General features: G+C 69.1%; 25 protein-coding genes. 9 read left to right on the top strand and 16 right to left on the bottom strand.

Annotated elements, in window-relative coordinates; translation table 11 throughout:
* Positions 1-61: 61 nt before the first annotated feature.
* The 3 genes from AC0685_RS20840 to AC0685_RS20830 form a co-directional block, all read right to left on the bottom strand.
* Positions 62-1,831, bottom strand: coding sequence for an alpha/beta hydrolase (locus AC0685_RS20840; protein WP_478227058.1), 1,770 nt, complete (start codon positions 1,829-1,831; stop codon positions 62-64).
* Between the two features lie 330 nt (positions 1,832-2,161).
* Positions 2,162-3,064: a serine hydrolase gene (locus tag AC0685_RS20835; protein ID WP_478227057.1), complete on the bottom strand. Its 903-nt coding sequence runs from the start codon at positions 3,062-3,064 to the stop codon at positions 2,162-2,164.
* A complete protein-coding gene (locus AC0685_RS20830) occupies positions 3,061-3,942 on the bottom strand; it encodes a LysR family transcriptional regulator (protein ID WP_478227056.1) in 882 nt (293 codons plus the stop codon). Before AC0685_RS20830 ends, AC0685_RS20835 begins: the two co-directional genes overlap by 4 nt.
* Positions 3,943-4,043: 101 nt before the next feature.
* On the opposite strand from AC0685_RS20830, the gene bla reads away from it, so the two are divergent.
* Positions 4,044-4,937, top strand: coding sequence for a class A beta-lactamase (bla, locus tag AC0685_RS20825; protein ID WP_478227055.1), 894 nt, complete (start codon positions 4,044-4,046; stop codon positions 4,935-4,937).
* A gap of 52 nt (positions 4,938-4,989) precedes the next feature.
* On the opposite strand, the gene AC0685_RS20820 is transcribed toward bla, so the two are convergent.
* The 4 genes from AC0685_RS20820 to AC0685_RS20805 all read right to left on the bottom strand — a co-directional run bounded on the left by AC0685_RS20820 (position 4,990) and on the right by AC0685_RS20805 (position 8,262).
* Positions 4,990-6,864, bottom strand: a complete 1,875-nt coding sequence (locus tag AC0685_RS20820; protein ID WP_478227054.1) for a Calx-beta domain-containing protein — start codon at positions 6,862-6,864, stop codon at positions 4,990-4,992.
* A gap of 359 nt (positions 6,865-7,223) precedes the next feature.
* A complete protein-coding gene (locus tag AC0685_RS20815) occupies positions 7,224-7,385 on the bottom strand; it encodes a hypothetical protein (RefSeq protein WP_478227053.1) in 162 nt (53 codons plus the stop codon).
* The gene (locus AC0685_RS20810; protein WP_478227052.1) at positions 7,382-7,684 is read right to left on the bottom strand and encodes a hypothetical protein; all 303 of its coding nucleotides are present in this window, start codon (positions 7,682-7,684) and stop codon (positions 7,382-7,384) included. Before AC0685_RS20810 ends, AC0685_RS20815 begins: the two co-directional genes overlap by 4 nt.
* 101 nt (positions 7,685-7,785) lie before the next feature.
* Positions 7,786-8,262, bottom strand: coding sequence for a MarR family winged helix-turn-helix transcriptional regulator (locus AC0685_RS20805; protein WP_478227051.1), 477 nt, complete (start codon positions 8,260-8,262; stop codon positions 7,786-7,788).
* A gap of 92 nt (positions 8,263-8,354) precedes the next feature.
* Here AC0685_RS20805 and AC0685_RS20800 point away from each other — a divergent pair, with 92 nt between their 5' ends.
* The 3 genes from AC0685_RS20800 to AC0685_RS20790 all read left to right on the top strand — a co-directional run bounded on the left by AC0685_RS20800 (position 8,355) and on the right by AC0685_RS20790 (position 10,232).
* Entirely contained in the window at positions 8,355-8,780 is a 426-nt protein-coding gene (locus AC0685_RS20800; protein WP_478227050.1) for a Rid family hydrolase, read from the top strand.
* Between the two features lie 75 nt (positions 8,781-8,855).
* Positions 8,856-9,251, top strand: coding sequence for an ATP-binding protein (locus AC0685_RS20795; protein WP_478227049.1), 396 nt, complete (start codon positions 8,856-8,858; stop codon positions 9,249-9,251).
* Between the two features lie 12 nt (positions 9,252-9,263).
* Entirely contained in the window at positions 9,264-10,232 is a 969-nt protein-coding gene (locus AC0685_RS20790) for a S66 peptidase family protein (RefSeq protein ID WP_478227048.1), read from the top strand.
* Here the strand turns inward: AC0685_RS20790 and AC0685_RS20785 are convergent.
* From AC0685_RS20785 to AC0685_RS20765, 5 genes are all read right to left on the bottom strand, one after another.
* The gene (locus AC0685_RS20785; protein WP_478227047.1) at positions 10,156-10,944 is read right to left on the bottom strand and encodes an alpha/beta fold hydrolase; all 789 of its coding nucleotides are present in this window, start codon (positions 10,942-10,944) and stop codon (positions 10,156-10,158) included. The two genes, AC0685_RS20790 and AC0685_RS20785, sit on opposite strands and share 77 nt — an antisense overlap.
* Positions 10,941-11,459: a PadR family transcriptional regulator gene (locus AC0685_RS20780; protein ID WP_478227046.1), complete on the bottom strand. Its 519-nt coding sequence runs from the start codon at positions 11,457-11,459 to the stop codon at positions 10,941-10,943. Before AC0685_RS20780 ends, AC0685_RS20785 begins: the two co-directional genes overlap by 4 nt.
* Positions 11,460-11,503: 44 nt before the next feature.
* The gene (locus tag AC0685_RS20775) at positions 11,504-12,427 is read right to left on the bottom strand and encodes an alpha/beta hydrolase family protein (protein WP_478227045.1); all 924 of its coding nucleotides are present in this window, start codon (positions 12,425-12,427) and stop codon (positions 11,504-11,506) included.
* A 79-nt stretch (positions 12,428-12,506) separates the two neighbouring features.
* Positions 12,507-13,256 (bottom strand): aminoglycoside adenylyltransferase domain-containing protein, encoded by a 750-nt coding sequence (locus AC0685_RS20770; protein ID WP_478227044.1) that lies wholly within the window; start codon positions 13,254-13,256, stop codon positions 12,507-12,509.
* A 17-nt stretch (positions 13,257-13,273) separates the two neighbouring features.
* Positions 13,274-14,176: an NmrA family NAD(P)-binding protein gene (locus tag AC0685_RS20765; RefSeq protein WP_478227043.1), complete on the bottom strand. Its 903-nt coding sequence runs from the start codon at positions 14,174-14,176 to the stop codon at positions 13,274-13,276.
* Positions 14,177-14,273: 97 nt separating this feature from the next.
* Here AC0685_RS20765 and AC0685_RS20760 point away from each other — a divergent pair, with 97 nt between their 5' ends.
* Positions 14,274-14,831, top strand: coding sequence for a TetR/AcrR family transcriptional regulator (locus tag AC0685_RS20760; RefSeq protein ID WP_478227042.1), 558 nt, complete (start codon positions 14,274-14,276; stop codon positions 14,829-14,831).
* 47 nt (positions 14,832-14,878) lie between these two features.
* Here the strand turns inward: AC0685_RS20760 and AC0685_RS20755 are convergent, their stop codons facing one another.
* Positions 14,879-18,571 (bottom strand): CARDB domain-containing protein, encoded by a 3,693-nt coding sequence (locus AC0685_RS20755; protein ID WP_478227041.1) that lies wholly within the window; start codon positions 18,569-18,571, stop codon positions 14,879-14,881.
* A gap of 273 nt (positions 18,572-18,844) precedes the next feature.
* On the opposite strand from AC0685_RS20755, the gene AC0685_RS20750 reads away from it, so the two are divergent.
* From AC0685_RS20750 to AC0685_RS20735, 4 genes are all read left to right on the top strand, one after another.
* Positions 18,845-19,201 carry a hypothetical protein gene (locus tag AC0685_RS20750; protein WP_340682450.1) on the top strand — a complete coding sequence of 119 codons (357 nt, stop codon included), beginning with the start codon at positions 18,845-18,847 and terminating at the stop codon, positions 19,199-19,201.
* A gap of 353 nt (positions 19,202-19,554) precedes the next feature.
* Positions 19,555-20,208: a S1 family peptidase gene (locus AC0685_RS20745; protein WP_478227040.1), complete on the top strand. Its 654-nt coding sequence runs from the start codon at positions 19,555-19,557 to the stop codon at positions 20,206-20,208.
* 66 nt (positions 20,209-20,274) lie between these two features.
* Positions 20,275-21,273: a helix-turn-helix transcriptional regulator gene (locus tag AC0685_RS20740; protein WP_478227039.1), complete on the top strand. Its 999-nt coding sequence runs from the start codon at positions 20,275-20,277 to the stop codon at positions 21,271-21,273.
* 165 nt (positions 21,274-21,438) lie between these two features.
* The gene (locus AC0685_RS20735) at positions 21,439-21,570 is read left to right on the top strand and encodes a hypothetical protein (RefSeq protein WP_478227038.1); all 132 of its coding nucleotides are present in this window, start codon (positions 21,439-21,441) and stop codon (positions 21,568-21,570) included.
* Here AC0685_RS20735 and AC0685_RS20730 read toward each other — a convergent pair.
* The 3 genes from AC0685_RS20730 to AC0685_RS20720 form a co-directional block, all read right to left on the bottom strand.
* Entirely contained in the window at positions 21,560-21,790 is a 231-nt protein-coding gene (locus AC0685_RS20730; protein ID WP_340682453.1) for a hypothetical protein, read from the bottom strand. The genes AC0685_RS20735 and AC0685_RS20730 overlap by 11 nt on opposite strands.
* Positions 21,791-21,845: 55 nt before the next feature.
* Positions 21,846-22,598 carry a trypsin-like serine protease gene (locus AC0685_RS20725; protein ID WP_478227037.1) on the bottom strand — a complete coding sequence of 251 codons (753 nt, stop codon included), beginning with the start codon at positions 22,596-22,598 and terminating at the stop codon, positions 21,846-21,848.
* 74 nt (positions 22,599-22,672) lie between these two features.
* The gene (locus tag AC0685_RS20720; RefSeq protein ID WP_478227036.1) at positions 22,673-23,647 is read right to left on the bottom strand and encodes a LysR family transcriptional regulator; all 975 of its coding nucleotides are present in this window, start codon (positions 23,645-23,647) and stop codon (positions 22,673-22,675) included.
* Between the last annotated feature and the right edge of the window lie 69 nt (positions 23,648-23,716).

The raw sequence follows: 23,716 nt of genomic DNA, 5'->3' as shown, positions 1-23,716 counted from the left end.
CGAAGAGGCTCCCGCGCGCCCGGACCGGCCCGCGGGAGCCTCTCGTCAACGCCGCCGGAGGTCAGGCGTTGGCGGGCATGCCCTTCTCGTCCGCTTCCGGCGTCGCGGCGCCTTCCAGCAGCTCACGGACGATCTCGTTCGCCTTGCGCACCTGGGGCGTGATCATCTTGATCTTGATCTTCCCGTCGTGCCCGAGATGGCCGCCGACCTCGACCGTCTTGTCCTCACCCGGCAGCGGCAGGCCCTGGCAGCCGGTGAACTTCTTCTTGGGTGTGAGCCCGGTCTGGAAGTAGGCGACGATCGGGTCGTCGACGCAGTCGGTGTTGTACGGGAAGATCCCGTGGCTGCCTTCGTTGTCGACGCTGATCATCTTGGCGCCCGGGAGTCCGTTCGCGGTGGCGAGCGCACCCTCGTACGGCGTGGCCGCGTCGAGTTCGGTCTGCGCGATCAGCAACTTCGGGAACGTCTTGGCGTCCGGCGCCGGCTTGGCGTTGGTGGTCGGCCAGAACGCGCACAGCGGCGCGCCCGACAGGGCCATGATCGGCGCGATGAACGGCGCGTTCACGGTCAGGTCGGCCTGCCAGTAGTTCCAATAGTGCAGGTTCTGGTTCCACTGGCCGTCCTGGCAGCGGATCGCCTCGAACGCGGCGTCCCACGTCTCGACCTCGGCGCCGCCCTGGTAGGAGGCCTTGCGCTCGACCGAGTCCTTCTTCGCGATGGCCTCCAGCGCGTTGCCCTTGGCCTTGTTCAGGAACGCCTTGTTCGCGTCGGTCAGTCCAGGAGTGGCGAGAGCCTTCGCGACGACCTGCTCCAGCTTCTCCGCGTCGGTCCCGGCAGGCGCCGGTCCCTTCGCCAGCGCGGCCACCATGGAGGCCGCCGACGGGTACTGGCCGGTGTCGTACATCGCCGGGATGATGAACCACGCGGCGTAGAGCATGCCCGCGAACTCCCGGGTGCCGCCCGCCTTCTCCCAGTTGCGGCGGATCTCGAGCGGGTCGGTGCCCGCCTTGTACTTGGCGTCGTTGCGCGCGACGTAGGGCAGCAGCGCCTCCTGGAACTGGCGGTCACGGCTACGCGGCTGGAGGTCCCAGGTCTTCTCCAGCGTCGAACGGCTCGCGTCCGTAGATGAGTCGAGCAGGAACCGGTGCGCCTTGGACGGGAACGTGGTGGCGTACCAGGTGCCGAGCCACGTGCCGTACGAGTAACCGATGTAGCTGGTCTTCTTCTCCCCGAGCAGCACCCGGATGAAGTCCATGTCGTACGCGGTCTGCTCGGTGGTGATGAACTTCGTCAGCGGGTTCTTCAGGCAGCCCTCGACCTTCGCCCGGCTGATCACGTTCTGATCCGTGCTGTCCGGGACGGTGTAGCTACAGGTCAGCGGGGTGCTCTGGCCGACACCGCGGGGGTCGAAGCCGACGAAGTCGTACTGCGAGGCCAGCACGGGGCTGCGCATCGCCATCGCGGCACCCCACGGGAGGCCTTCGCCGCCGGGTCCGCCGGGGTTGACCAGTGCGATGCCCTGCCTGCCGGTGCCGGGATAGGCGGTCGCCGTCTTGGAGACGCGGACGCCGATGGTGTTGCCGTCCTGCGGGTTGTGCCAGTCGCGCGGCACCTGGACGGTGGCGCAGGCCAGGCCCTTGACCTTCTTCAGCTCCGCTTCCGTCGCCGGCGCGACCGAGGGGAACGAGCACTCGCCCCAGGCCACGGCCTGGTCGGCCAGCGCGCCGGCGAGCGCCGCGGTGTCCGGCTCGGCCTTGGCCGCGGGTGCCGCACCCGCCGCCGGAGCCAGCACCAGGCCGGAGGCCAGGAACGCACCGGCGACCACGGCCACCGTGCCCCTCCGCGTCTTTCTCGTACTACTGATCACCATGTTCCCTTTCGACAGGAGCCCCCGACGTCCGTACGTGAAGTAAAGACGGGTGATCAGCTTTCCCACACGGCCGGAAGATGGCGGATACCCGACATGGCAGGATCTCGACACCGCGCGGCTCCGGGGCGGTCTCGCGCGATCAGAGCCGTAACTCGCGTGCTCAGAGCCGTAACTCGCGTGCTCAGGCGGCGAACTCACGTGATCACAGGCGTAACTCGCGAGATCGCCGTTCAATCACGCGAGTCACGTGTCTGATCACGCGAGTCACGACTTCTCTTCACGAACATGACGTCACCCTTCGCGCAGGTGATCCCGCAGCACCCGCGCCACGCGGGCCATCAGCACCTCGGCCTCCGGCTGGACCGCGGCGGGCACCCTGGACCCGGTCAGCGCGGCGATCGCGTACATCCCGCCGTCGGCGTGTTCGGCCACCCCGACCTCGTGCCGCAGATTCAGCACGGTGCCGGTCTTCGACGACCATTTCGTGGCGTCGGAGACGAAATCGGGGCTCAGCCGCTGACGCAGCAGGTTCAGTCCCATGAGTTCACGCACCCGCGCCGCCACCTCTTCGTCCACTTTGGACGGTTTCCACAGCGCTTCGAGCAGGTTCACGAACGCGCGAGCCGAACCGGAACTCGCGCGGGTGACGTCGAGCTGCGGAACAGGATGACCTTGCCCGGTGGTGCCCGCGTTGATCGCGAGCGCGTGCGCGAGGTGGATGTCTGCCGGGGCGAAACGCTCGGCGGGCGTGTCACTGAGATCCGCGGCCGGATGCCGCGCGGTGATCCCGGGAACGCCCCATTCGCGCGTCATCCTGGTGACCTCGGCGGGAGGCGTCAGCGCGAAGAGCGCGTCCGCGGCGGTCTCGTCGCTGATGGCCATCGTCAGGTAGAGCAGGTCGTCGATCGCCACCCTGGCCGGATGCCGGAACCGGGTCAGCCCGGTCGGCCCGGGGGCGGTGGCCCGGCCCGGCTCGACGTCGATCGGCGTGGAGCCGTCCAGCTCGCCCCGGCGGATCCGCTCCAGGGTCGCCGCGGCGAGCGGGATCTTCACCAGCGAGGCGCTCGGGAACTCCAGGTCCGGGTCGATGCCGATCTCGTATCCGGTCCGCAGATCGCGCACGAGGAACGAACCGCGCAAGCCGCCGTCGTCGAGTTCGGCGCGCAGTCCGAGGAGCAGCGTCTCGGTGTTCATGTCGTCTCCTCCGCGCCGAGACACCGGGCGATGTCCGGCCACAATCGTGCCCGGAGCCGCTGCGCGTCCTCGCCGGGCCCCGTCGTGATCTCGAACCCACGCGCGAGCCGGAGCTCGCCGATCGGCCGCCAGTTCAGGCCGAGTTCGGTGGCCTGAACCGTTGAGCACAGCAGCAGATCGTCCGAACCGAACACCGCCGCGGCGGCCGCGCTGAGCGCATCGGCGACGGATACCTGCGCGGGCCGCAAGCCCACCGAGTCACGGATCCGGAAGAGCCGATCCCGGATATGCGGCACGTCGTCCTCGGGCTGGATCCAGATCCGGCGAGGCGGCCTGCCGGACCGGCCGACCCGCAGCGTTTCCAGGTGGAGGGCGCCCGCCCGCGGCCTCCCCCCGGCCGCCAGCCCGAGCGGCACCATCCAGGTGCCCTCTTCGGCGGGAACGGCCGTGACCGCCGCGCGGACCTCCTGTGTGCGCACGAGTTCCGCCCGCTCCCCCGGCGGCGCCTGCCGGAACTCCAGGAAGACGTCCAGCGCTCGCGCCGCCGCGTCGAGTTCGGCGAGCTCGCGGACGGTGCAGGTGTCCGGCATCGCCAGCCGCATCGGCCGCAGTTTGGCGCGCTGTGCGTCGTGCTCCATGGCGTCGGCCAGCGCCACCAGCCGTTTCGCCGACGGCAGCATGTCCCGGCCGAACGGGGTGAGCACGGCGCGCCGGGTGGAGCGGTCGAACAGCCGCTCGCCGAAATGCCGTTCCAGCGCGGCGATCCGGCGGCTCGCCACCGGTTGGGGGATGCGCGCGATCGCGGCTCCCGCGGTGAAGGTCCCGGCCTCGCTCACGCTCACGAACGCCCGGCAGCTCCCGATCAGGTCCACGACCACATACTATGCGGATTACGCATGAAAGAGGTCATTCATGTCTTGGACAGCATGACCGGCGCTGGACAGACTGCGGACATCGAACGATCTTGAAAGGAATCACCGTGTCCGTCACTTCTCGCCGTTGGGCCGCCCTGCTGGCGCTCTCGGTCGCGTCACTCGCCGCGTGTTCCGCACCCGCTCCCGCACAGCCGCCGGCCACCACCTCGCCGGTCGCGGCGACCGGGCGAGCCGACTTCGAACAGCTCGAACGCAGCTACCGCGCCCGGCTCGGGGTGTACGCGGTGGACACCGCGACAGGCCGCGAAGTCGCCTTCCGCGCCGACGAACGCTTCGCCTACGCGTCGACGCACAAGGTGTTCAGCGCCGGCGGTGTCCTGCAGCGGACGCCGGTCGCCGACCTGGACCGGACGGTGACCTACGAACGCAAGGACCTGGTCGTGAATTCGCCGGTCACGGAGAAACACGTGGCGACGGGGATGCCGCTGCGCGCTGTCATGGACGCGACGCTCCGGTACAGCGACAACACCGGCGGGAACTTGCTCTTCCGCGAACTCGGCGGCCCCGAAGGTCTCAACGCGGTCCTGCGCGGGATCGGCGACACCACGAGCCACGCCGACCGGATCGAACCGGAACTCAACGACACCTTCCCCGGCGACACCCGGGACACGAGCACACCGCGTGCGCTCGCCGTGAGCCTGCGCGCCTTCGCCCTCGGCGACGCGCTCCCCGATGACAAACGCAAGATCCTCGTCGACATGATGCGGGGCAGCACCACCGGCGACCAGAACATCCGCGCCGGGGTGCCGGGCTGGCCGGTCGCCGACAAGACCGGGACGGCGGCCTACGGGACACGTAACGACATCGGGGTCGTGTGGCCGCCGGGCCGGGCGCCGATCGTCATCTCGGTGCTGACCGACCGGTCGGAGAAGGACGCCGAGATCGACAACAAGCTCCTGGCCGACGCCACCGCGGCCGCGGTGAAAGCCCTCCCCTGAGCGAACCGCCGGGACGGACGAGGTTCCGTCCGTCCCGGCGGGATTCAGCGGCTCAGCGACGGCAGGGGTCGCCCGCCGGATGCGCCGAGGTTCCGTGCACGTCGGCCTGGGACTCCGCGAGCACGATCTTCGCGAGCGCGGTGTCCAGCGCGACCGCCTGCTGCTTCACCACGCCGTTCGCCACGGTCTGGCCGTTGAGCTTCAACGAACCGATGACCAGCGGGATGGTCATCGGCGCCGAGCCCACGGTGATCGACTCACCGTTGATCTTCAGCGAGGCGACGTTCGAACTGCCCGCCAGCACCGGGGCAAGGCCGCCCGGCGACGGCTGACAGGTCGCGGTCGCCTGTGACTGGATCACGCCGAGTTCGATGGTCAGCCCGAGCGTGCTGATCACCGTCTTGTCGATCTTGGCCGACGCCAGCGCGCGATCGCCCGCGGCCGGAGCCGCCGACTGGTCGTCCGGCGTGAGATCGGTCGACGCGGTCAGCACCTTGGTGTCGACCTTGATCAGGCCGGCGTTGAGCGTCGCGGCGGCGACGGTGCTGCTGTCGTCGGCACAAGGCAGGTTCGCCGGATTGGCCCGCGCCGCGGTCACCCCGAGGACGTTCGCCGCGGTGCCGGTGCAGGAGAAGACGCCGTCACGGTCGTCGTCGACGATCGTGCCGACACCGGTCGCGTCGATGAGGCCGGCACCCGATGGGGCCGAAAGAGTCACCGTGAACGTCTCGTCCGGCTCGTCGACGGTGTCCGGGTTGACCAAGACGGTCACCGGTCTGGCCGTCTGACCAGGGGCGAACGTGACCGTCCCGCTCGCCGCCGTGTAGTCGGCGGGCGCGGACGCGGTGCCGTTGGCGGTCGCGTACTGGACCGTCACCGGATTCGGGCTGGGGCCGCCGAGCAGCGACACGGTGAACGTCGCCGGTACCTGCGCGCCACCGGAACCCTCGCCGACGGTCACGTCGTTGATGCTCAGGCCGAGTACACGCACGGTCGTGGTCTCGATGTATCCCCGCGAAGCCCCGTCGACCTGGTAATCGACAACGCACTGATAGGTGCCCGGCGCGGCACCGGCGGCGGCCTTGATCGTCTCGGTGAACGTGGCGACCCCGCCACTGGTCACCTTGACGCTGCCCGGATCGTTGGTGACGGTGAGCTGCGGGTCGCAGCTGGTCACCTTCGGGGTCACCGTGACCTCGATGGACTTGATGCCGTCCAAAATGGCCTGGGAGACCTGGCCGGCCGGGACGTTGTTCAGCAGCACGCCGCCCGTGGCCGAGGTGATGGCGGAGGCCTGCCCTGTGGCGTCGAGCGCGCCGACGTTGACGGCGACCACGCGGATCTTCGCCGCCTGCAACGCCGCGATGGTCTGGGCCAGGGTGTGCCCGCCGCTCGGGTCGTGCGACGGCGCGTCGCCGAACCACGCGATGATGCGGGTGCCGTCCGGCCGGAACGCGACCGCGCCGGTGGCGAGCTGGTAGAGCGCGTTCAGGTTGGCCTCCGGCGTGTCCCCGCCACCCGAGGCCGCCCACTGGTCGATCCCCGCCTGGACGGCGGTCGTGTCCCCGGTGATGCCCTGATTGACCTTGAACGGCACCGAGTCGGTGAAGTCCTTGTACTCGGCGACACCGAACCGCGCGGTCGGCTGCGCGGCGAGGACGTCACCGGTGATGGCGCCGGCGTTCGTCCGCACGTTGCCGATCGGCCCGCCCATGCTGCCCGTGGTGTCCGCGAGCAGGACGAGGTCGGGATTCGGCGGCACGGCCGAGGTCGTCACGTTCTTGGTCACGGTCGTGCTCTGCCCCGCGTTCAGGGTGAGGTCGACCGTGGCCGGGTCCACTCCCGGCGGAGCCGCGGCGGCGACCGCGGTGGACGCGAGCATCGCCGAGACGGCGGTCAGGACGACGAGCAGTGGTCTTCGTGGCATGGATTTCCCTTTCGAGACCCGGCCGGGGCCGGAATTCCTGTGGGCTCGGTGGAGAAGACGGAATATTTCGCTTTTCGTTAGCGCGAGAGCCGGGCTTCACCCAGAGCGCCCTGTGTCAAGGCACCAACGGGCTGTTACCACGAATCCGGGCTACGCGGACCAGGTCCGCATTGCGCCGTCCAGCCGAAGTACCCCGGCATCTCTCACTCTTCAGCGTGAGCGATGCCGAAGGTTTCGGCGTTTTCCGTGATCACGCCACCGGACGGAAACCCGAATTCATCCGGTGGACGTCTGCGGATATTCACCGAATGTCGCAACGTCTCCCGCCGGCCGACACCTCGGCGAGACCTCGGACTCGGTCAGTAGACGCACTGGATGATCGCGTCGTCCAAGCGGATGTACTTCGCCGGTCCGCCGTTGTTGCCGTAGATCGGCTGGAGATAGACGGTACCCACGCAGTTCAGATTGAGCTTGGGCAGAGTGATGAGCTGATAGCCTGCCCCGTCGTCGATCCACTTCACCGTGTGGGAGATTTTCCGCCAGCCGTCGACGGGAAACTTCCGAGCGACTTCGCGGTCCTCATCGCCGACCAGCCGTTACCGGCGAAGAGCCAGCCGTTGTTGTTGCCGGTCCGCGCCACTCCCATGCCGATGTCGAACCAGGAATGCCCGTCACCGCCCTGAATCCCGCGCTCCCATACGCCATGGGGATTCGATTCGTAACCGTCGGACCATTGCACGATCCCGGCGTGCGCGGTTCCCGCGACACCCACGAGTGCCGGCGAAAACACCGACAGGGCGGCGAATATTTTCTTGAACACGAGAGCTCCCCCTCTTCGCGTGATGAACCCAGTCAGAGGACCAGAGTCCGGAACGCGAGCACAAGGTACCTTCGCGCGCACATTCGACTGCCTTGAAGTGCCTAAGCGAGGTCGGCGGGCCGCGTCCGCAGCTTGGCGGCGATCCGGGCCAGCGCCTGCTGATCCTCCGCGGTCAAGGGGTCGAGGACGAGCTCCCGCACCGAACGGACGTGCGTGGGGGCGGCCGCGACGACCACGTCGTAGCCGTCGTCGGTGAGCACGGCGAGCGTATACCGGCCGTCGCCCGGGTCCGGCGTCCGCTCCACCCAGCCCCGCCGCTCGAAGCGTTTGACCACATTGGACAGACGCGAGAGCGAGCCGTTGGCGAGGTAGGCCAGCTCGCTCATCCGCAGCCGCCGGTCCGGGGCCTCCGAAATATGACTGAGGGTCAGGTACTCGAACAGCGTCAGCCCGGCGTCGTGCTGCAGCGGCGACTCGAGTCGCCCCGGCAGCAGGAGGACCAGGGAGACCAGCCCGGTCCAGGCCTCTTTTTCGGCAGAGGTCAGCCACAGCGCTTCGTCGGGGTCCGGGGCGGCCATGGCGGAACCTTACCCAGAACGAAGTGACTTCACGCGTGAAGTGAAATCGTGGTAGCTTGACTTCAAGCATGAAGTCAACGAGAGGAACCACCATGACCCAGCCGGAGTTCTTCGCCACGCCCGGATACGGCGACCGGCAACTGGCCGAGATGCGCTACAGCCAGGCGGTGCGCATCGGCGATCGAGTTGAGATCTCGGGTCAGGGAGGCTGGGACGACGACTTGAACTTCCCCGAATCGCTAGAGGAGGAGATCGTCAAGGCCTTCGAGAACGTCGAGCGGACCCTCGCCACGGCGGGCGCCACCTGGCGCGACGTCATCGCCGTGGACTCGTACCACGTGCCGGAAACCCCGGGCTTCATCGGCGACACCCACAACCGCGTGATGGTCGAGCAGTTCCGCGAGCGCATGGGCGACCGGGCGCCGATCTGGACCGAGATCGGTGTCCCGGCCCTCGGCGCGCCGAAGATGCGGGTCGAGATCAGGGTCACCGCGATCGCCGGGAACGCCCACGTGTGAACCCCGCACTCCTTGGGTACTCCATGCCTGCGCCCATGCTCTTGGCCCAGCTGGGAAACCCGCTAAGGAGAACGCGTGGGTATCACGAGAACACGACAGGCTTACGAGTTCCCCACCGGTATCGCCCCACCACTGGGAGAGGTCCGGGCCTGGCTGCGACAGCAACTGAGCGAGGTCGGACGCACCACCATCGCGGACACCGAGCTGCTGACCACGGAACTGGTCACCAACGCGCACGAACACGCGGACGGCGTCGCCGAGCTCAGGGTCTCCGTCCCCTCGGGCCGGGACGTCGTCCGCGTCGAAGTCGACGACCACCGTCCGCGCCTCCGGCCCCACCGCGTGATCAAGGACGACCCGATGAGCCCTCACGGTCGAGGGCTGGCGCTGGTCGAGGCGATCAGTGCCCGGTGGGGTGTCACCACCGGCGCGGGATTCAAAACGGTGTGGGCGGAGATCCCCGTGCTCTGACACGATCATCGGGTGACAGCCTCGCGCCGCACCCTGGTCGCGCCGATCCCGCGACCGGGTGATCACGTTCGTCTCGTCTCCCCCGCCAGCTTTCCCAGCCACGAGCAGGTCGCCGAGACCGCGGCTGTCCTGGAAAGCTGGGGGCTGGTCGTCGAAATCGGGACACACGCGCTCGACCGCCGGGGTTTCCTGGCCGGCCGGGACGAAGACCGGCTGGCCGATCTCGACGACGCGTTCCGTGACCCGGCCGTCCGCGCCGTGATCGCCATTCGCGGCGGAGCGGGCGCGTACCGCATCGCCGATGATCTCGACTTCGACGCCGTCCGGGCAGATCCCAAGCCGTTGATCGGCTTCAGCGACATCACCGCCCTCCACCTCGCGCTCTGGCGGCACTGCGGGCTGGCGGGGATCCACGGTTCCCTGGCCGGTTCCCGCTCCGCGGCCGCGACCCGGCGGCTCCTGATGGGCGGCGAACCCGCCATCCTCCACCGCGACCCGAGGGCCATGACCGTCGAGGCCGAAGTGCCCGGCACCGCCACCGGCGCCCTCGTCGGCGGCAATCTCGGCACCGTCGCCCACGCGGTCGGCGTCGGCCTGCCTTCGCTGGCGGGCACCATCCTGTTCTTCGAAGCCGAGCGGACGATCGGCCTCGGGCAGGTCGACCGCCAGCTGACCCAGCTGATCCGGTCCGGCGCGCTCCACGGTGTACGGGGGATCGCGCTCGGCCGGTTCCCCGGCTTCGAGGACTACACCGATCGCGGCTGGACCCTCGTCGACGTCTTCAAGGACCGGCTGGGCGCGCTGGGCGTTCCGGTACTCGGCGGAATCGACGCCGGACACGGCGCGGACCCGCTTTCCCTTCCGCTGGGACCGCTTGCCGTACTGGACACGGCCGCGGGCACGCTCACCGTCGAGCCGGCGGTCGGCTCAGGAGACGCGGATCCACGACTCCCCCGAGCCAAGCGCGAAGGACTCCGTTGAACAGCTCGGGATCCTCCACATTCCAGATATGGTGCATCCCCGGCACGAGCCGGGACCGCGTCTGGGGGGCGGCCCGCGCGATTTCCGCGAGGGATCGGCGCACCGCCGGGGAATCCTTCTCCCCCGCCGTCGCGAGCAGCGGCCCGGTATAGCGGCGTACTTCCGCGGGCACACCGCCCGCGCACACCTCGGCGGCCATCGCGGACGCGGTTTCGCGGCGCACCGAGAGACCGTGCTCGACATACCGGGCGCGTGCCTCTCCGGGAAGCCCGAAGGCAGCGGCTTGGGCACGCCAGTACCAGCGGGCCCGCGAGAACGCCGACTGCAGCCCGCAGTACAAGCGCATCCCGGCGCCGGCGGGCATGAGCGGCGCGCTGGTCAGGAACGCCGAACTCACCCGGTCCGGGTGCCGCGCCAGCACACGCAACGCCGTGAGCGCGCCGAGGGACAGCCCGACGAGATCGAACCGGCCGTCGACGCCGTGCCCCGTCACTCTCGCGACGACGTCATCCGCCACCGCGTCCAGACCCGGCCAGCGCTCGCGGACCCGTTCGCCGAAGCCCGGCAGATCCGGCGTGAGCACCGTCCGATCGCCGAACGCGGACAGCTGCGGCTCCCACATCCAGTTCGCGACGTTGCCGCCGTGCAGCAACACCACCGGCCGCTCCACGGTGGCCGTCCCGGCGGAATGCACCTCGGGGAACGCGCTCACGCGAGCTCCTCTTCGAGCGAGTCGAGCCAGTCCAGTTCGACGCGCAGGTGCGCGATTCCATTGTCCAGCGTGGACAGTCGAAGCCGGGCCGCCCGGTCGGGCGCACCCGACTCCGCCCGCGTCCGTTCGAACCGCTCCAGCCGCGCCTTGGTCGCCTCGCGACGGACCGCCAGGAGGGAGCGAAAGGCGTCCTCGTCGAGATCCGCACCGAAGAACACCCGCGCGAGGAACGGATCGCGTTCGACGTGACGCTCGGGCTCACTCGCCAGCCACTCGGCGAGCGCCGTCCGCCCCGCGGCGGTGATGCGGTGTTCCTGCCGGTCCGGCGCTCCGGAGCCGGCCACCTTCTCGACCTCGGCGAGCCCGTCCGTGACGAGCCGGGCAAGGGTGCGATAGATCTGCGCCTTGTCCGCCGCCCAGAAGTGCCCGACGGTCGACTCGAAATGGCGTTTGAGGTCGTAGCCGGTCATGGGCGCGAGGGCGAGCAACCCCAGGATGAGGCGGGAGAGAACCATGCCACTAGTAGACTAGTCCTCTATGGGACTTGTCAACTAGGGCACTACTTCGATTCGACCCGCCCGAGCAGATCGGGCTCGGCGGCCAGCGCGTCGGCGGCCTCCTGCCAAGCAGGGTCACCCGGGTAGAGCTCGCTGCGAAGATAGGCCACCGTCAGCCGCTGCACCGCGGCCACTCGCGCCGGATTCTCGTCCGTCGTCTCGGCGACGTCGTAGCCGGAAATCCCGCCGAGACCGTGTTCCGCGCCGTACAGGGTGAGCAAGGTCTTGCGCCCCGGCGAAAGGAAGTACGGATCGGTGTGCCATTCCGGGCCACGGACCGTCAGATGCGCCGAGGAGTCCTTGTCGCCGGCGACCACGAGCGCGGGCGTCGTCATCGCGGAGAAATCGGTGCTGACGAAGAAGGGATAGTTCTCCGCCACGAATTCCGTGACAGCGTCGCCGCCGCGACCGGGCGCGGCGAGCAGCACCCCGGCCGAGACACGGGACTCAGCCAGGCTCACCACCGTGCCGTCACCCGGCTCGGTGTACCGCGCGCCCAGCAGCAGGCTCGCGGTATGCCCGCCCATCGAGTGCCCGGCCACGGCGACCTTGCCCCGGTCCACTCGTCCGCGCAGACCCGGCACCGCGGCCTCGATCTCGTCGAGCCGGTCGAGGATGCCGATCATGTCCTCCGCCCGCGACCGTTGGTACAGCGGCGCTTCGGGGTGATCGGACCCCAGATCCAGAGTTCTGGAACTGAGATGGGTGGGCTGGAGAACGACGAATCCGTGCGCCGCCCAGTAGTTCACGAGCGGGGCATAGCCGTTCAGCGACGAGAGGTGATTCGAAGGGCCCTGACCGTGCGACAGCAGGATGATCGGCAACCCGCCACCGGTCATCGGGGCGGAGACCCGAACCCGCAGATCCACGGCACGACCAGGAGACGGCAACGTCACCGGGGCGATCGAGATCACTGGCGTACTCATGGTGATTCTTCCCTTGTGAGACGGCACCACACTAAGCGGAGCGCTGTTCCACAAACATACGGAGCACTGTTCCGCTTTGTCAAACTCCCTTCGCCCGGTCCGCGAGAGCCCGCGCGAGCAAGGCCACCTCGGCCGAAAGTCCGGTCCAGTCACCGGAAGCCGCACCGAGGTAGCCCGCTCGCGCACGCTGGAGCAGCGCGCGGCCATCGCCATCGAGCGTCGGCGCGATGGCCGCCGCCGCGGCGTCCTTCGAGACGATCCCGCCCGTCTCGACGGTCACGACGATCCGCGCGAGCGTGAGCAGGACGTTGCGTTCGTCGCCTTCGATCTCGGACAACAGACCGGGGACGACGCCGAGCGCCGCGTCGCGGAGCAGATCCCGCGGCACCGGATCGAGGAGTGCGGCCAGCGCGGGGCCGCGCAGAACGCGATGCGCCGCTTGGGCGGTGGCCACGAGGATCACGACGTCGGGATCCTCCACCGGCCGGGGAAGTCCACCTTGGACGAAATCTTCCCGAAGCCATTCCCCGTACTGGAAATCACGGTGCGACGGCTTGCCCCCGGCCACGATCCCGGTCAGTTCGATCGGCCGCCGGTCCGCCGCATCGGGGAATCGGCTGGCGTGACCACGCCAGCCCGAAAGCCGCAACAGCAGGGACACCAGCGCGGCGCGCTCCGATTCGCCGAGCGAGCGGCGGGTGACCAGCAGCAGATCGACGTCACTGTCCGGTTTGAGCCCACCCGCCGCGGCGGAACCGTAGAGGTACAACCCGAGGACGCCGCCGGGATCCTCCCGGTCGAGATGGTCCAGCAGAGGCTCGATGCGCATGCCTCAACGATCACGCACTACGCAAGATATTTCCGCGCCCACTCGGCGAACCCGGTGAGCGGGAGGCCCAGTTCACGCGCGTATTCCGGACGTCCGGGCTGGCCGACCACGTTCAGCCACTCGTGCGAGGCGCCCATCGGCGGCATCCCGGCTGCGACCGCCTGCTCGACGGTCATATCCGGTGCCGCCAGCCGCCTGCCCAGTACTCCGGACAGGACCTCGGCGATCTCCGTCATGGTCAGGAAGTCGCTCGCCAGCTCCAGTTCGACCCCGGTGAACCGCTCCGGTTCGGCGATGACCGCGGCGGCCGCGGCGCCGATGTCGTCGACGGCGGCCAGCGAAAGGGACGTCGACGGCTTGATGACGCTGACCAGACCGCCGTCCACCCCGCACGGAAAGAGGAACTTCATGTCGGGCAGGAAGTTCTCCATGAAGAAACCCGGCTTGAGCAGGGTCCACTGCGGAAATCCGGCTTCGCGGAGACGGTCTTGGATCGCGGCCTTGGCACCCAGCGTGGACTCCATCGACGTCCAGCGCCCTTCGGCCCATCCGTCCGCCTCGACGTGCTGGCCGGCACCCGAAACGGAGGTATGCACGAACTGCGGCACCCCGGCCGCCTTCGCGCCCTCGATGAGGTTGACGCCTTGAGTCACCTCGCCGGCGAAGTCGAATCCGTCGGCGTTCATCCCCGGCATCTGTACCGAGAAGACGGCACGGGCGCCCTTGGCCGCCCGGATGACGGAATCGACGTCGTGGAGGTCACCGACGACGAGTTCGGCGCCGAGCGCTTCGACGGCTTTCGCCCTGGCCGGGTCTCGCACCAGAGCTCGGACGGGAACACCGGCCGCGAGCAGGGCACGGGCGGTCGCACCGCCCTGCCTGCCGGTGGCGCCGGTGACCAAAACGGGTGCTGAAGACATGGTGACTCCTTCGGTCGACTAAGTGGCGGGGCCCGCCACTTATCGTCCGCTACAATATGGCGGGGCCCGCCACTTACGCAAACTCCGAGGTGAAGACATGTCCGACGGCCTGCGTGCCGACGCACGGCGCAACTACGCGCGCATCCTCGCGGTGGCCGAGGAAGAGGTCGCGGCCCACGGCTCCGGCGCCTCCCTGGAGCAGATCGCACGGACCGCCAACGTCGGCTCGGCTACCGTCCGGCGCCACTTCCCCACCCGCCGGGCCCTGCTGGAGGCGGTCTCCGCGAAGCGGATCGCGGCGTTGTGCGCCCGCGCCACCGAGCTGACCGGCGAGGACGACAGCCGGCAGGCTCTCCTGACCTGGCTCGACGAGGTCGTCACTTACTGCGTCTCCGCCCGCGGTTTGGCGGCCGCGCTCGCCTACGACGGTCCCCTGGAGCACGAGAACTCCTGTTCCGTCGCCATCGAGGAAGCCGGGGGTCCGCTGGTGCAGCGGGCCGCGCGGGACGGCGTGGTCTCTCCGGACGTCACGGTCGCAGACCTGATCACCCTGATCGTCGGCATCGTCCTGGCCACCGAGCTCTACCCGGATCCCGCCGCACAAGCGGACCGGCTGTTCCGGTTGGCCGTCACGGGGCTGAGCCCCCGGACATGAAAGGGGCCGGAGCGGTCTCCCGCTCCGGCCCTCGGATCACTTCCGGCCTACCGCGTACGGCGCCCCGACGAGACCACCGCCGGCACCGGCCCGCCGTTGATCACGAACTGCGACCCCGGCTCACGGACGATGTCGCCGTTCGCGGAGTTCGTGATCGTCACGTTGGTCAAGGTCGCGCTGCCGCGGGCGCCGCTCATCGCGAGGATGCCCGCGCCGTTGTTCGACTTGTCGATCTTGACATTCGTGAGGGCCGCGGTCACGACGCCGCCACCCGTCTTGAACTGGACACCGTCGTAGGTCGAATCGTGGATCTCCGTGTCCCGCAGCACGACCCCGGGAATGTCCTTGCCCTGCGCGAAGAACGTGATCGCGCCGAACTCCTGCTGCTCGCCCCAGAACACGCCGCCACAGCGGTACAGGGCGTTGTTCGCGATGAGCGTCTCCCCGGAGAACGGCAGCGGATCGTGATCCGTCGCCAGCATGATGCCCGGGTAGTTCATCGTGTCGTGGACGAGGTTGTTCTCGATCTTGTTGCCGTAGCCGCCATAGATCGCGATCCCGTTGGCGCGCCACGGAAGCTGGATCGTGTTGTTGGCGAACACGTTGTCGTGCGCGATGTCCTGTGACGGATCCTTCACGTACTGGTTCGCCCACACCGCGAGCGAATCGTCGCCGGTGGTACGGAACGACGAGTTGACCACCTTCGAGTTGCGGGTGCCGTTGGTGAAGTTGATGCCGTCGGCGTAGGTGTTCCGGATCCGCATGCCGCTGAACTCGAGGCCGTCGCCGGGGCCCCAGAGCGCCGGCAGGTTGCTGTAGTCCCGGCCGACCCACACGCCGACGTTGGCGTGCTCGATCCACACGTTGGAGATCTTCGTACCGGTGCCGAAGCGGCCGTTGAGACCGACGCCGCCTTCCGCGCCGCCGTCGCCGCCGCGGATCCGGCCGGAACCGAAGATGGCGATGTCGGAGATCTGCGTGTTCTTGTCGATGTCGAACCCGAAGTTGCCCTCGTGCGGATGGTTGATGCCGCCCGCGTTCTGCGGCTCGATCTGCGAATACAGCTGCGCATGCCACATGCCCGCGCCGCGGATCGTCACGTCGGAGATGCCGATCTGGTTGTACTGGCCGCCGCCGTTGGGCACGTTCGGATCGTCGGTCAGGATCTTCTTCTCCTGCCGCCACTGCCCCGCCGGGATCCAGACACAGCCGATCACGCCGTTCTGGTCGTCGGTCACCGCGCGCTGGATCGCCGCCGAGTCGTCGTTCCCGTCGTTCGGCACGGCGCCGTACTCCGTGATCGACACGCAGTTCGCGGGCTTCTCCGACGCCGGGGCGACCTGCTCCAGATCGATGAGGTCGACGATGTAGAACGCCGCGTTGTCACCGCTGTCCCGCTGCAGCTTGAACTTCGTGCCCGGCGGATACGACCGCGACAGCAGCGCGTGCGACTCGTCGAACAGCCGTCGCGCGTTGGCCTGCGGGGTGTTGGTCAGGCCTTCGGGATCGTCGGTGCTGCCGTAGAGCCAGCTGTGCTTCGACGACAACGTCAGCTTCTGCGCGAAAGTCCCGTTGACGTAAAGGCTGAGCGTCGCGTCCTGCCCGCCACCACCGGGGGCGTCGGGAATGGAATTGCGCACGACGATCGAGTTCGCCTGGTTCGCCGACGTGAACTCCACGTACTGCCCCTGATTCGCCAGCCGCACGGACTTGCGGCCCGAGGATTCGGTCGCGAAGTTCGTGTGGCCGAAGGTGCGGAGCGGGTCGGCTTCCAGCAGTTGTCCTTGGTACTGCGCGGCTTCCGCCTCGTATTCGACGTACGGGACCGCCGCGCCGCGGCCCACGACGATCGCCCGCGAGAGGTCGTTGTTCGACTCGTTGGTCTCCGTGACCGTGCCGTTCGCGTCGGCCGTCGCGGTGAGGGTCGCGCCACCGTCGGCGGCGGTCCACGTGCCCGAGATCGCGACATTCGCGGTGGCGCCCGCCTCGATCGCACCGGTGGCGCCGGTCAGTGTGGTGCCGCCGACGGCCAGCCGCGTCACCGAAGCGCCCGCGCCGCTCGTGCCGCGGTTGCGCACCGCGACGGTGAAGGACACCGCCGAACCGGCCGCCGGATTGGGCGGGTTCGAGGTGATGCCGGTGACCTCGAGGTCGGGCCCCGGCGACTGGGCGACGACCAGCGGCGTCGGCGAGGTGTAGGTGTTGTTCGTTTCGTCCTGCTCGGCCATCTTGCCCGCCGGATCGGCGGTGGCGGCCACGGTGTAGGTCCCTTGTGGACGCGTGCCCGCGTCGACGGTGACCGTGGCGGACTCACCGGCGGCGAGCGCCCCGACCGCCGCGTCACCGGCGACGGTGCCGCCGAGGCTGACGTTCACGGTGGTGGCGGCCGCGTTCGCGGTGCCGGTGTTCTTCACGGTCGCCGACACGGCGAGCCTGCTGGTCTCCGTCGGGTGCTCCGGCGTCCAGGTCGTGCCGGTGACGACGAGGTCCGGGTTCGGCGCGGGAGTGCCGATCACCTGGAATTCCGCGACCTGACCGCCGGGCGCACCGGAGTTGGCGAAGAACTGAAGGCGTACCTCCGCGGCGCGTCCGCTGACCGGGATGACCACCGAATTCCGGTTGGTGGCCGGGTCGAAGCGGTGGTCGGCTCGCGCCGACAGGGTGGTGAACGCGGTGGAACCCTGCGGACGACCAAGGACCTCGAAATTCTGTGTCCGCGCACCCCAGATCGCGTCCGGGTCGAGTTTCACCACGACCGAGTCGACATCCGCGTCGACCCCGAGCTTCACCGTCAGCGCGTTCGGGTACCCCGCGGCGGATTCCCAGTACGTGGCGGTGTTGTTGTCGTTGGCGTTGGCCGCGAGGAACGAATGGACCGTCGACGTGGCCTCGATCGGTTTGCCCGCCGCCAGGTTCGCGCCCGCGCTCGTCCCGGAGCGCACGACATGGTTGCTGTCGCCGGATTCGTTGCCCGCCGCGTCCTTGGCGCGCACGAAGTACTCGACCCGGGTCCCCGTGGGCCTGGATTCGGTGAACGTGGTGCCGGTGATCGTGGTGACCGGCGTCCCGTCGCGATAGACGGTGTAGCCGTCGACACCGACGTTGTCCGCCGAGGGCGACCAGGTCAGCCGGATCTGGCCGGAGACGGGCTCGGTCAGCGCGAGACTCGCCGGCGCGCTCGGCGCCTGCGTGTCGCCGGTGTCCGGCCCGTACAGCTCGAATTCCGCGAGTTGCGCGGCGGGCCATCGCGAGTTCGCGGTGACGTGCAGCCGCACGTAGCGGGCCGGCGCGGTCATCGGGATGGTGACGGTGTTGGTGCCGGGAGCGAACGTGTAGCCGGCCGGCGCGGCGAGGTCGGTGAACGCCGTGCCGTCGGTGCTTCCGCGCACCGCCAGTGTCTGGGCGCGGGATTCCCAGCCCGCGGGCAGTTTCAGCACGATTCGCGAAAGGGACTTCGCCGTGCCGAGGTCTGCCTGGATCCACTGCGGGAACGCGTTGTTGGCGGATTCCCAGTAGCTCTCCTGGTTCCCGTCGACGGCGTTCGCGACGGGATAACCGGGCAGCGCGCTGCTCGCCGACACTGTGCGGGTCAACGGCACTTCGGCGAGCGCGGCCGGAACGGGAGTGGCGACGGGGTCGGGAGGTGGCCCGCTCGCGGCGGAAGCGAAGGAGAGTCCGGCGACGGAAAGCCCCGAGACCAGGAGACCGGCGATGAGCCGGGACAGGCGCATACGTGTCATGGCGTCTTCTCTTCTTTGAGACGGCGGGGAGGGAGCCAGAGCCGTACGAGCATGCAACAACCCGGGGACGGAATGCAAGAAGTTGACATGTTTCAGAAATTTTTCGACTGCCATCTGCGAGGAGTGCTCCCCGTTGCCCGCTGCGCTTACGCGCGTTCTCTCGGTTTTGCCGTTTTCTTTGCCTGCAGCGGACTTTGAGATCACGTATTCCGCGAATACGGAGTACAGCTGTACACTCAAATCCAGGGGCTAGCCGCGTGGAGGTCGATCCTGATGGACGTGACGAAAACCTTGAGGTCCGCACTCACCGGGACGACGAACGAGTCGAGGTCCGCCGTCCGGGAGCTGCGGCGGGAGACCGAAGACCTCGTGGCGCGCCGTGCGGGCCGGACGGCGAACCGGCTGACCGAACTGGGCGAGCGGCTCGCCGATCTGGTCCTGGTCTCCGGAAGCAGGCTCGCGGGCCTCGCCGAGCGGCACAACATGCCCGCGGGCGAGGGTGTGCGCCGGGAGGCGGGCCGGATCGGCGAGTCGGTCGAGCGGTTGTCCGCCACGCTGTCGGAACGGACGATCCTGCTCGCCGAGGAACTGCTCGACGCCAGGCCGCCCGGGAAACGCCGTCGTCGATGATCACGGAGTAGCTCGCGTGTCCGTGAAGGCCTCCTTGCCTACCCTGAAGGTAGTGAAGGAGGCCTTCACGGCCTGATGTCGCGAAAGCCGCTTTCGCGACACGCCTGACGTCACCTCACGACTCCCCGCTGACACATCGGTGCCACCGGCACTCTCGTGCCGAAAGCCCAGGTCCGGCGCCGCCCGGCGCGTCCTTCTCCCGTCTTTAGTCGCTATCGACCGCCGTATCCGCCTGCCTAGCATGGGAAAACCGATTTCGGATCCGGCCGGGCGATCCCTGGCGATCCGCCGCGGCCGCAAAACGGGTGACCCGTCGATTCCTTTCCCTGATTCCCCTGCATTGGAAGGCACCCATGCGCCTCCGAGGTCTCCTCACTGCCCTGCTGTGCGCGGCCGGGCTCACGACGGTCGCACCCGCCGCCGTCGCGGCCCCCATCATCGACGGCGAATACGCCCAGTCCGGCCCGTGGGCCGCCATGATCGAACAGAACGGCAGCCAGTGGTGCTCCGGTTCGATCATCAGCGCCCGCTGGGTGCTCACGGCCCACCACTGCGTCGACGAACCCGGCGCCGACTACTCCGTCCGGGTGGGCGACGTCGATCATCGGGCCGGAACGTACGCCGTGGTGGCCGACATCCACACCCCCTCCAGCGGCGCCGACATCGCGCTGCTGAGGCTCGACCGCTCGGTGAGCACGACGTACGCGTCCCTCGGTACTTCCGTCGCCGTCGGTGACACCGAATACGTTTATGGCTGGGGCTACAACGAAGACGGTGACCTGCAGCGCTACCTCAAGGTCGCCAGGATGACGGTGACCAGTGTCGGGAGTGGACTGATCAAGGCCCGCCGGGGCAACGGGCTGACCAACGGCGGCGACTCCGGCGGTCCGGTCTTCGTCGGCGGCAAGCAGGTCGGCGTGCACATCGCCGGCAACAAGGTGGACACCTCGACGCACACCAGCATTTCGGCGAACCGCACCTGGATCCGCGACACCTCGGGCGTCTAGGTTTCGGCGAACCGGTCCGGGAGCGGTGGCGCCACCGCTCCCGGACCGGTGAGAGGCAGGTGGAAAGTGGCATCGACGACTCCCCCGGACGGTCTCGGCGCGCAGCTGGCCAGGCTGGGACTCGGTGAGACCGCCTCCCGGATCTACCGGCGGATGCTCGACAGCGCGCCCGTCACCGCCGAGGAGCTGGCCTGGCGGGAGGACGACGCGGAGACCGTCCAGCTCGCACTGAAAGAACTGGCCGACGCGGGCCTCGCGGTGTCGTCCGGAGTGGACGGGTCCGAATACGTCCCCGCGAACCCCAGCGAAGCGCTCGCCGCACTGACCACGCGACGGCAGGCCGAACTGCACGACGCGCGGCTCGCGGTCCAGACCGCGTACCGCGCCTTCCGGCGGGCGCATTCGGGGATGCCGAACGCGCAGGACCTGCTCGAAGTGGTCACGGGCGACGCCATCATCCCCCGGCTTCAGCACCTCGCGACCACGGTGCGGCATCAGGTGCGCCGCCTCGACTCCCCGCCGTACTTCACCGGCGGCCGCCGGAATCTCCTGGAGGAGGAGCAACTGCGGCGCGGGATCACCTACCGTTGTGTCTACAGTGGAGCGTCACTCGGCGATCCCGGCTATCTCGCCGCGAACATCCTGCCGTGCCTGCGGGCAGGCGAACAGGCCCGCCTGCTGCCCGAGCTGCCGGTGAAACTGACGCTGTTCGACGACCGTGCGGCGACCATCGCGCTGACCATCCGCGAGGCCGATCGCAACCAGTCCATCGTCATCGTGCGGCCTTGCAGCCTTTTCTCCGCGCTGGAGGGCCTGTTCGAAACCTCCTGGGCGGCCGCGCTTCCACTCGACCGGCATGGACGGACGTCCGAACAGCCGATCCGGCCGGTCGAACGGGAACTGCTGCTCTTGCTCACCGCCGGGCGCAAGGACGACGAGATCGCCGCCGAACTCGGCGTCAGCAGGCGCACCCTGTTCCGCTATCTCGAGAACCTGATGGACCGCGCGGGCGTGTCCAGCCGGTTCCAGCTGGGGATCTTCGCCGCGCACAACGACTGGCTCTGAATGCCCCGCATTCAGTCCTCTGAATGCGGTAGTTGGCGATGCGAACGAGCGCATTCAGAGGACTGAATGCGGGCTTCTCACCCGGCCGGGGTCACCCGGATGGACCCTCCCCGCTGCGGCGAGGGCGCCGGGAGCGGATGGTGATCTTGGAAGGAGGGCGGAATCATGGGGAATCACCGACACCACAACGGAACCGCGCCGCTCCGGATCGCCACCGCGGGCCTGCGGGTGATCGCGGTCGTCGTCGCGGTCGCGGCCTGCGCCTGGCTCGCGCTCTGGCTCGCGTTCACCCTCTGAGTCCCGCCGGTCCCGGCTGGGCTTCCGGCGGGCTCTCGGGTTCCGGAATCGGGCGGTCCGGCCCCGGATCGGGGACCCGTTCGGGAACCCCGGGATCCGGGACCGGTTCCGGCCTGCCCGGGTCCGGCACCGGTTCGGGAATCCCGGGGTCGGGGACGCCGGGGTCCGGCGGCATGGGGTTCGGCGGCGCCGGAGGCGCGGTCATTCGAGCAGTCGTCATCGCACTACCTCCTGCTCACGCCACTACCCGGTCCGCCGCCGGACGAAACGGCCCGTTAGCCCGTCTGGGTGGCGATCCAGTCCGCGATGACGTCCGCGCGCGAGGTCGTCTCGATCCCGGCGTGCGGGCAGTCCGGCCCGGTGGCCTCCAGCGAGACCAGGCTGCCGCTCTTGCCTCCCGGGACGAAGTACGGCGCGCCCGAGTCGTACGTGCAGGCACTGGTCGTGATCGAGGGTGCCGCGCCGCGGACACCCATCGTCGTCGGGGCCACCGTCGCCACCTGGACCGTGCCTTGCTGCATCCGGGTGGCCGGAGCGGGGTTCTTGGCGGTCAGGCTGCCCCAGCCCGCCAACGTCAGCTGCTGGCCGATCTTCGGGAGCACCCGGTTCACCGTCAGCGGGGTCACCGTCGTCACCGGAGTGTCCAGTTTGATGAGGGCGACGTCATTTTCCTTCGCCTGCAGCACTTCGGTCGCCTTGCGGGCCACGCCTGATTCGATCGCCTCGTCGACGAGGCCCAACGTCACCGTCGTCGGGTACGGCACCTTGCCCGCGACGCGCTTGCGGTGCGCGTCGTGGAAGCAGTGCCCGGTGGTGACGACCCAGCCGGGCGCGATCAGCGCACCCGTGCAATAGCTGCTGTAGGTCGAGCCGTCCGGGCGCGGGATCTTCGTCATCGCGATCTTCGCGACGAACCCGAACTGTCCTGGTGGGACATCGGTGCCGTGGGCGACGTCCGACGCGGCGAACGCGGCCGGAGCGGTGGTGATGGTCAGGACAGCAGCGGCCAGCAGGGCGCGCAGACGCAATTTCTTACCCTTCGTCGATGAGGTGATCCGAGGCTAGGACCCCTGCGCGACAAGGGGAATTCCCTGACCAGGTGTCACCCGATGGCACGCCGCCCGCCGGCCGGTTCACCGCGGCGGGCGAGCCAGTGGCGATAGGGGTGGCTGCTTTCGGTGTCGGACCGGTAGGCCGCCTCGGCCGCGGCGATCAAGACGTCGCTGTCCGCGCCGAAGGCACCTTCCGTACTCCAGGCGATCAGATACCGCATCCACAGCGGATCCCCAGTCAGGGGCCGGATCGCGATCCCGGGTGAGGCGGGAAAGGTGACCTGACAGGGGGAAATCGCCCGGCCGGCGGCGATCAGGCGTTGCAGAGGCCGCAACTCGGTGCTCCGGTGCGCCGCCTGCGGCCGGAATCCCGCCCGCGCACAGGCTTCCTCGAAGCACTCCGGCCAGCCGGCACCGTCGGACGGCCCGAGCACCCACCGTTCCCCGGCCAGGTCGGCGAGGTCGACCTCGGTGCGGCGGGCGGCGGGATGGTCCGCGGCGATCGCCACGAACACCGGTTGCGTGGCCAAGGGCCGCGACTCCACCCCGGGAGCCGACGGCAGGCTGTGCCCGGGATAGTCGGCGACCACGGCGGCGTCGAGTTGCCCACCGGCCACGAGATCCAGCAACCGCAAGGGCGAGAACTCGGTGGTCACCGAAACCGCTTGCCCCCGGCCGGAATCACCGAGCCGGTCCGCCAGCTCGACGACCATCGAACCGCCGATCCCACCCAGCGCGACAGGACGTTTCTCGCCTTCCGCCAGGAAACGCGCCGAGTCCTGGTGCATCGTGTCCGCCGCGGCGAGGACGGCGCGGGCACGGACGAGCACGCATTCACCGAACGCCGTCGGGAAGACCCCGTCCCTCCCTCGGACGAACAAGATTCCCCCGAACGCGCGCTCGATCCGTTGCACGGCGGCGGTCAGCGCGGGCTGGGTGCTCCCGAGCCCGATCGCCGCGCGCGTGATGCTGCCCGCGTCGGCGACGGCGCACACCACTCGCAGGTGACGTAACTCGACGTCCATCACGCGGACCTTATGGCCACTTGGGATGTGCCGGAAGCCGTCGAAAGTCGGGATCGTTTTTCGTACTCC

The organism is Amycolatopsis sp. NPDC043889, from assembly GCF_056435645.1.
This window is presented reverse-complemented; position numbering and strand designations above follow the sequence as displayed.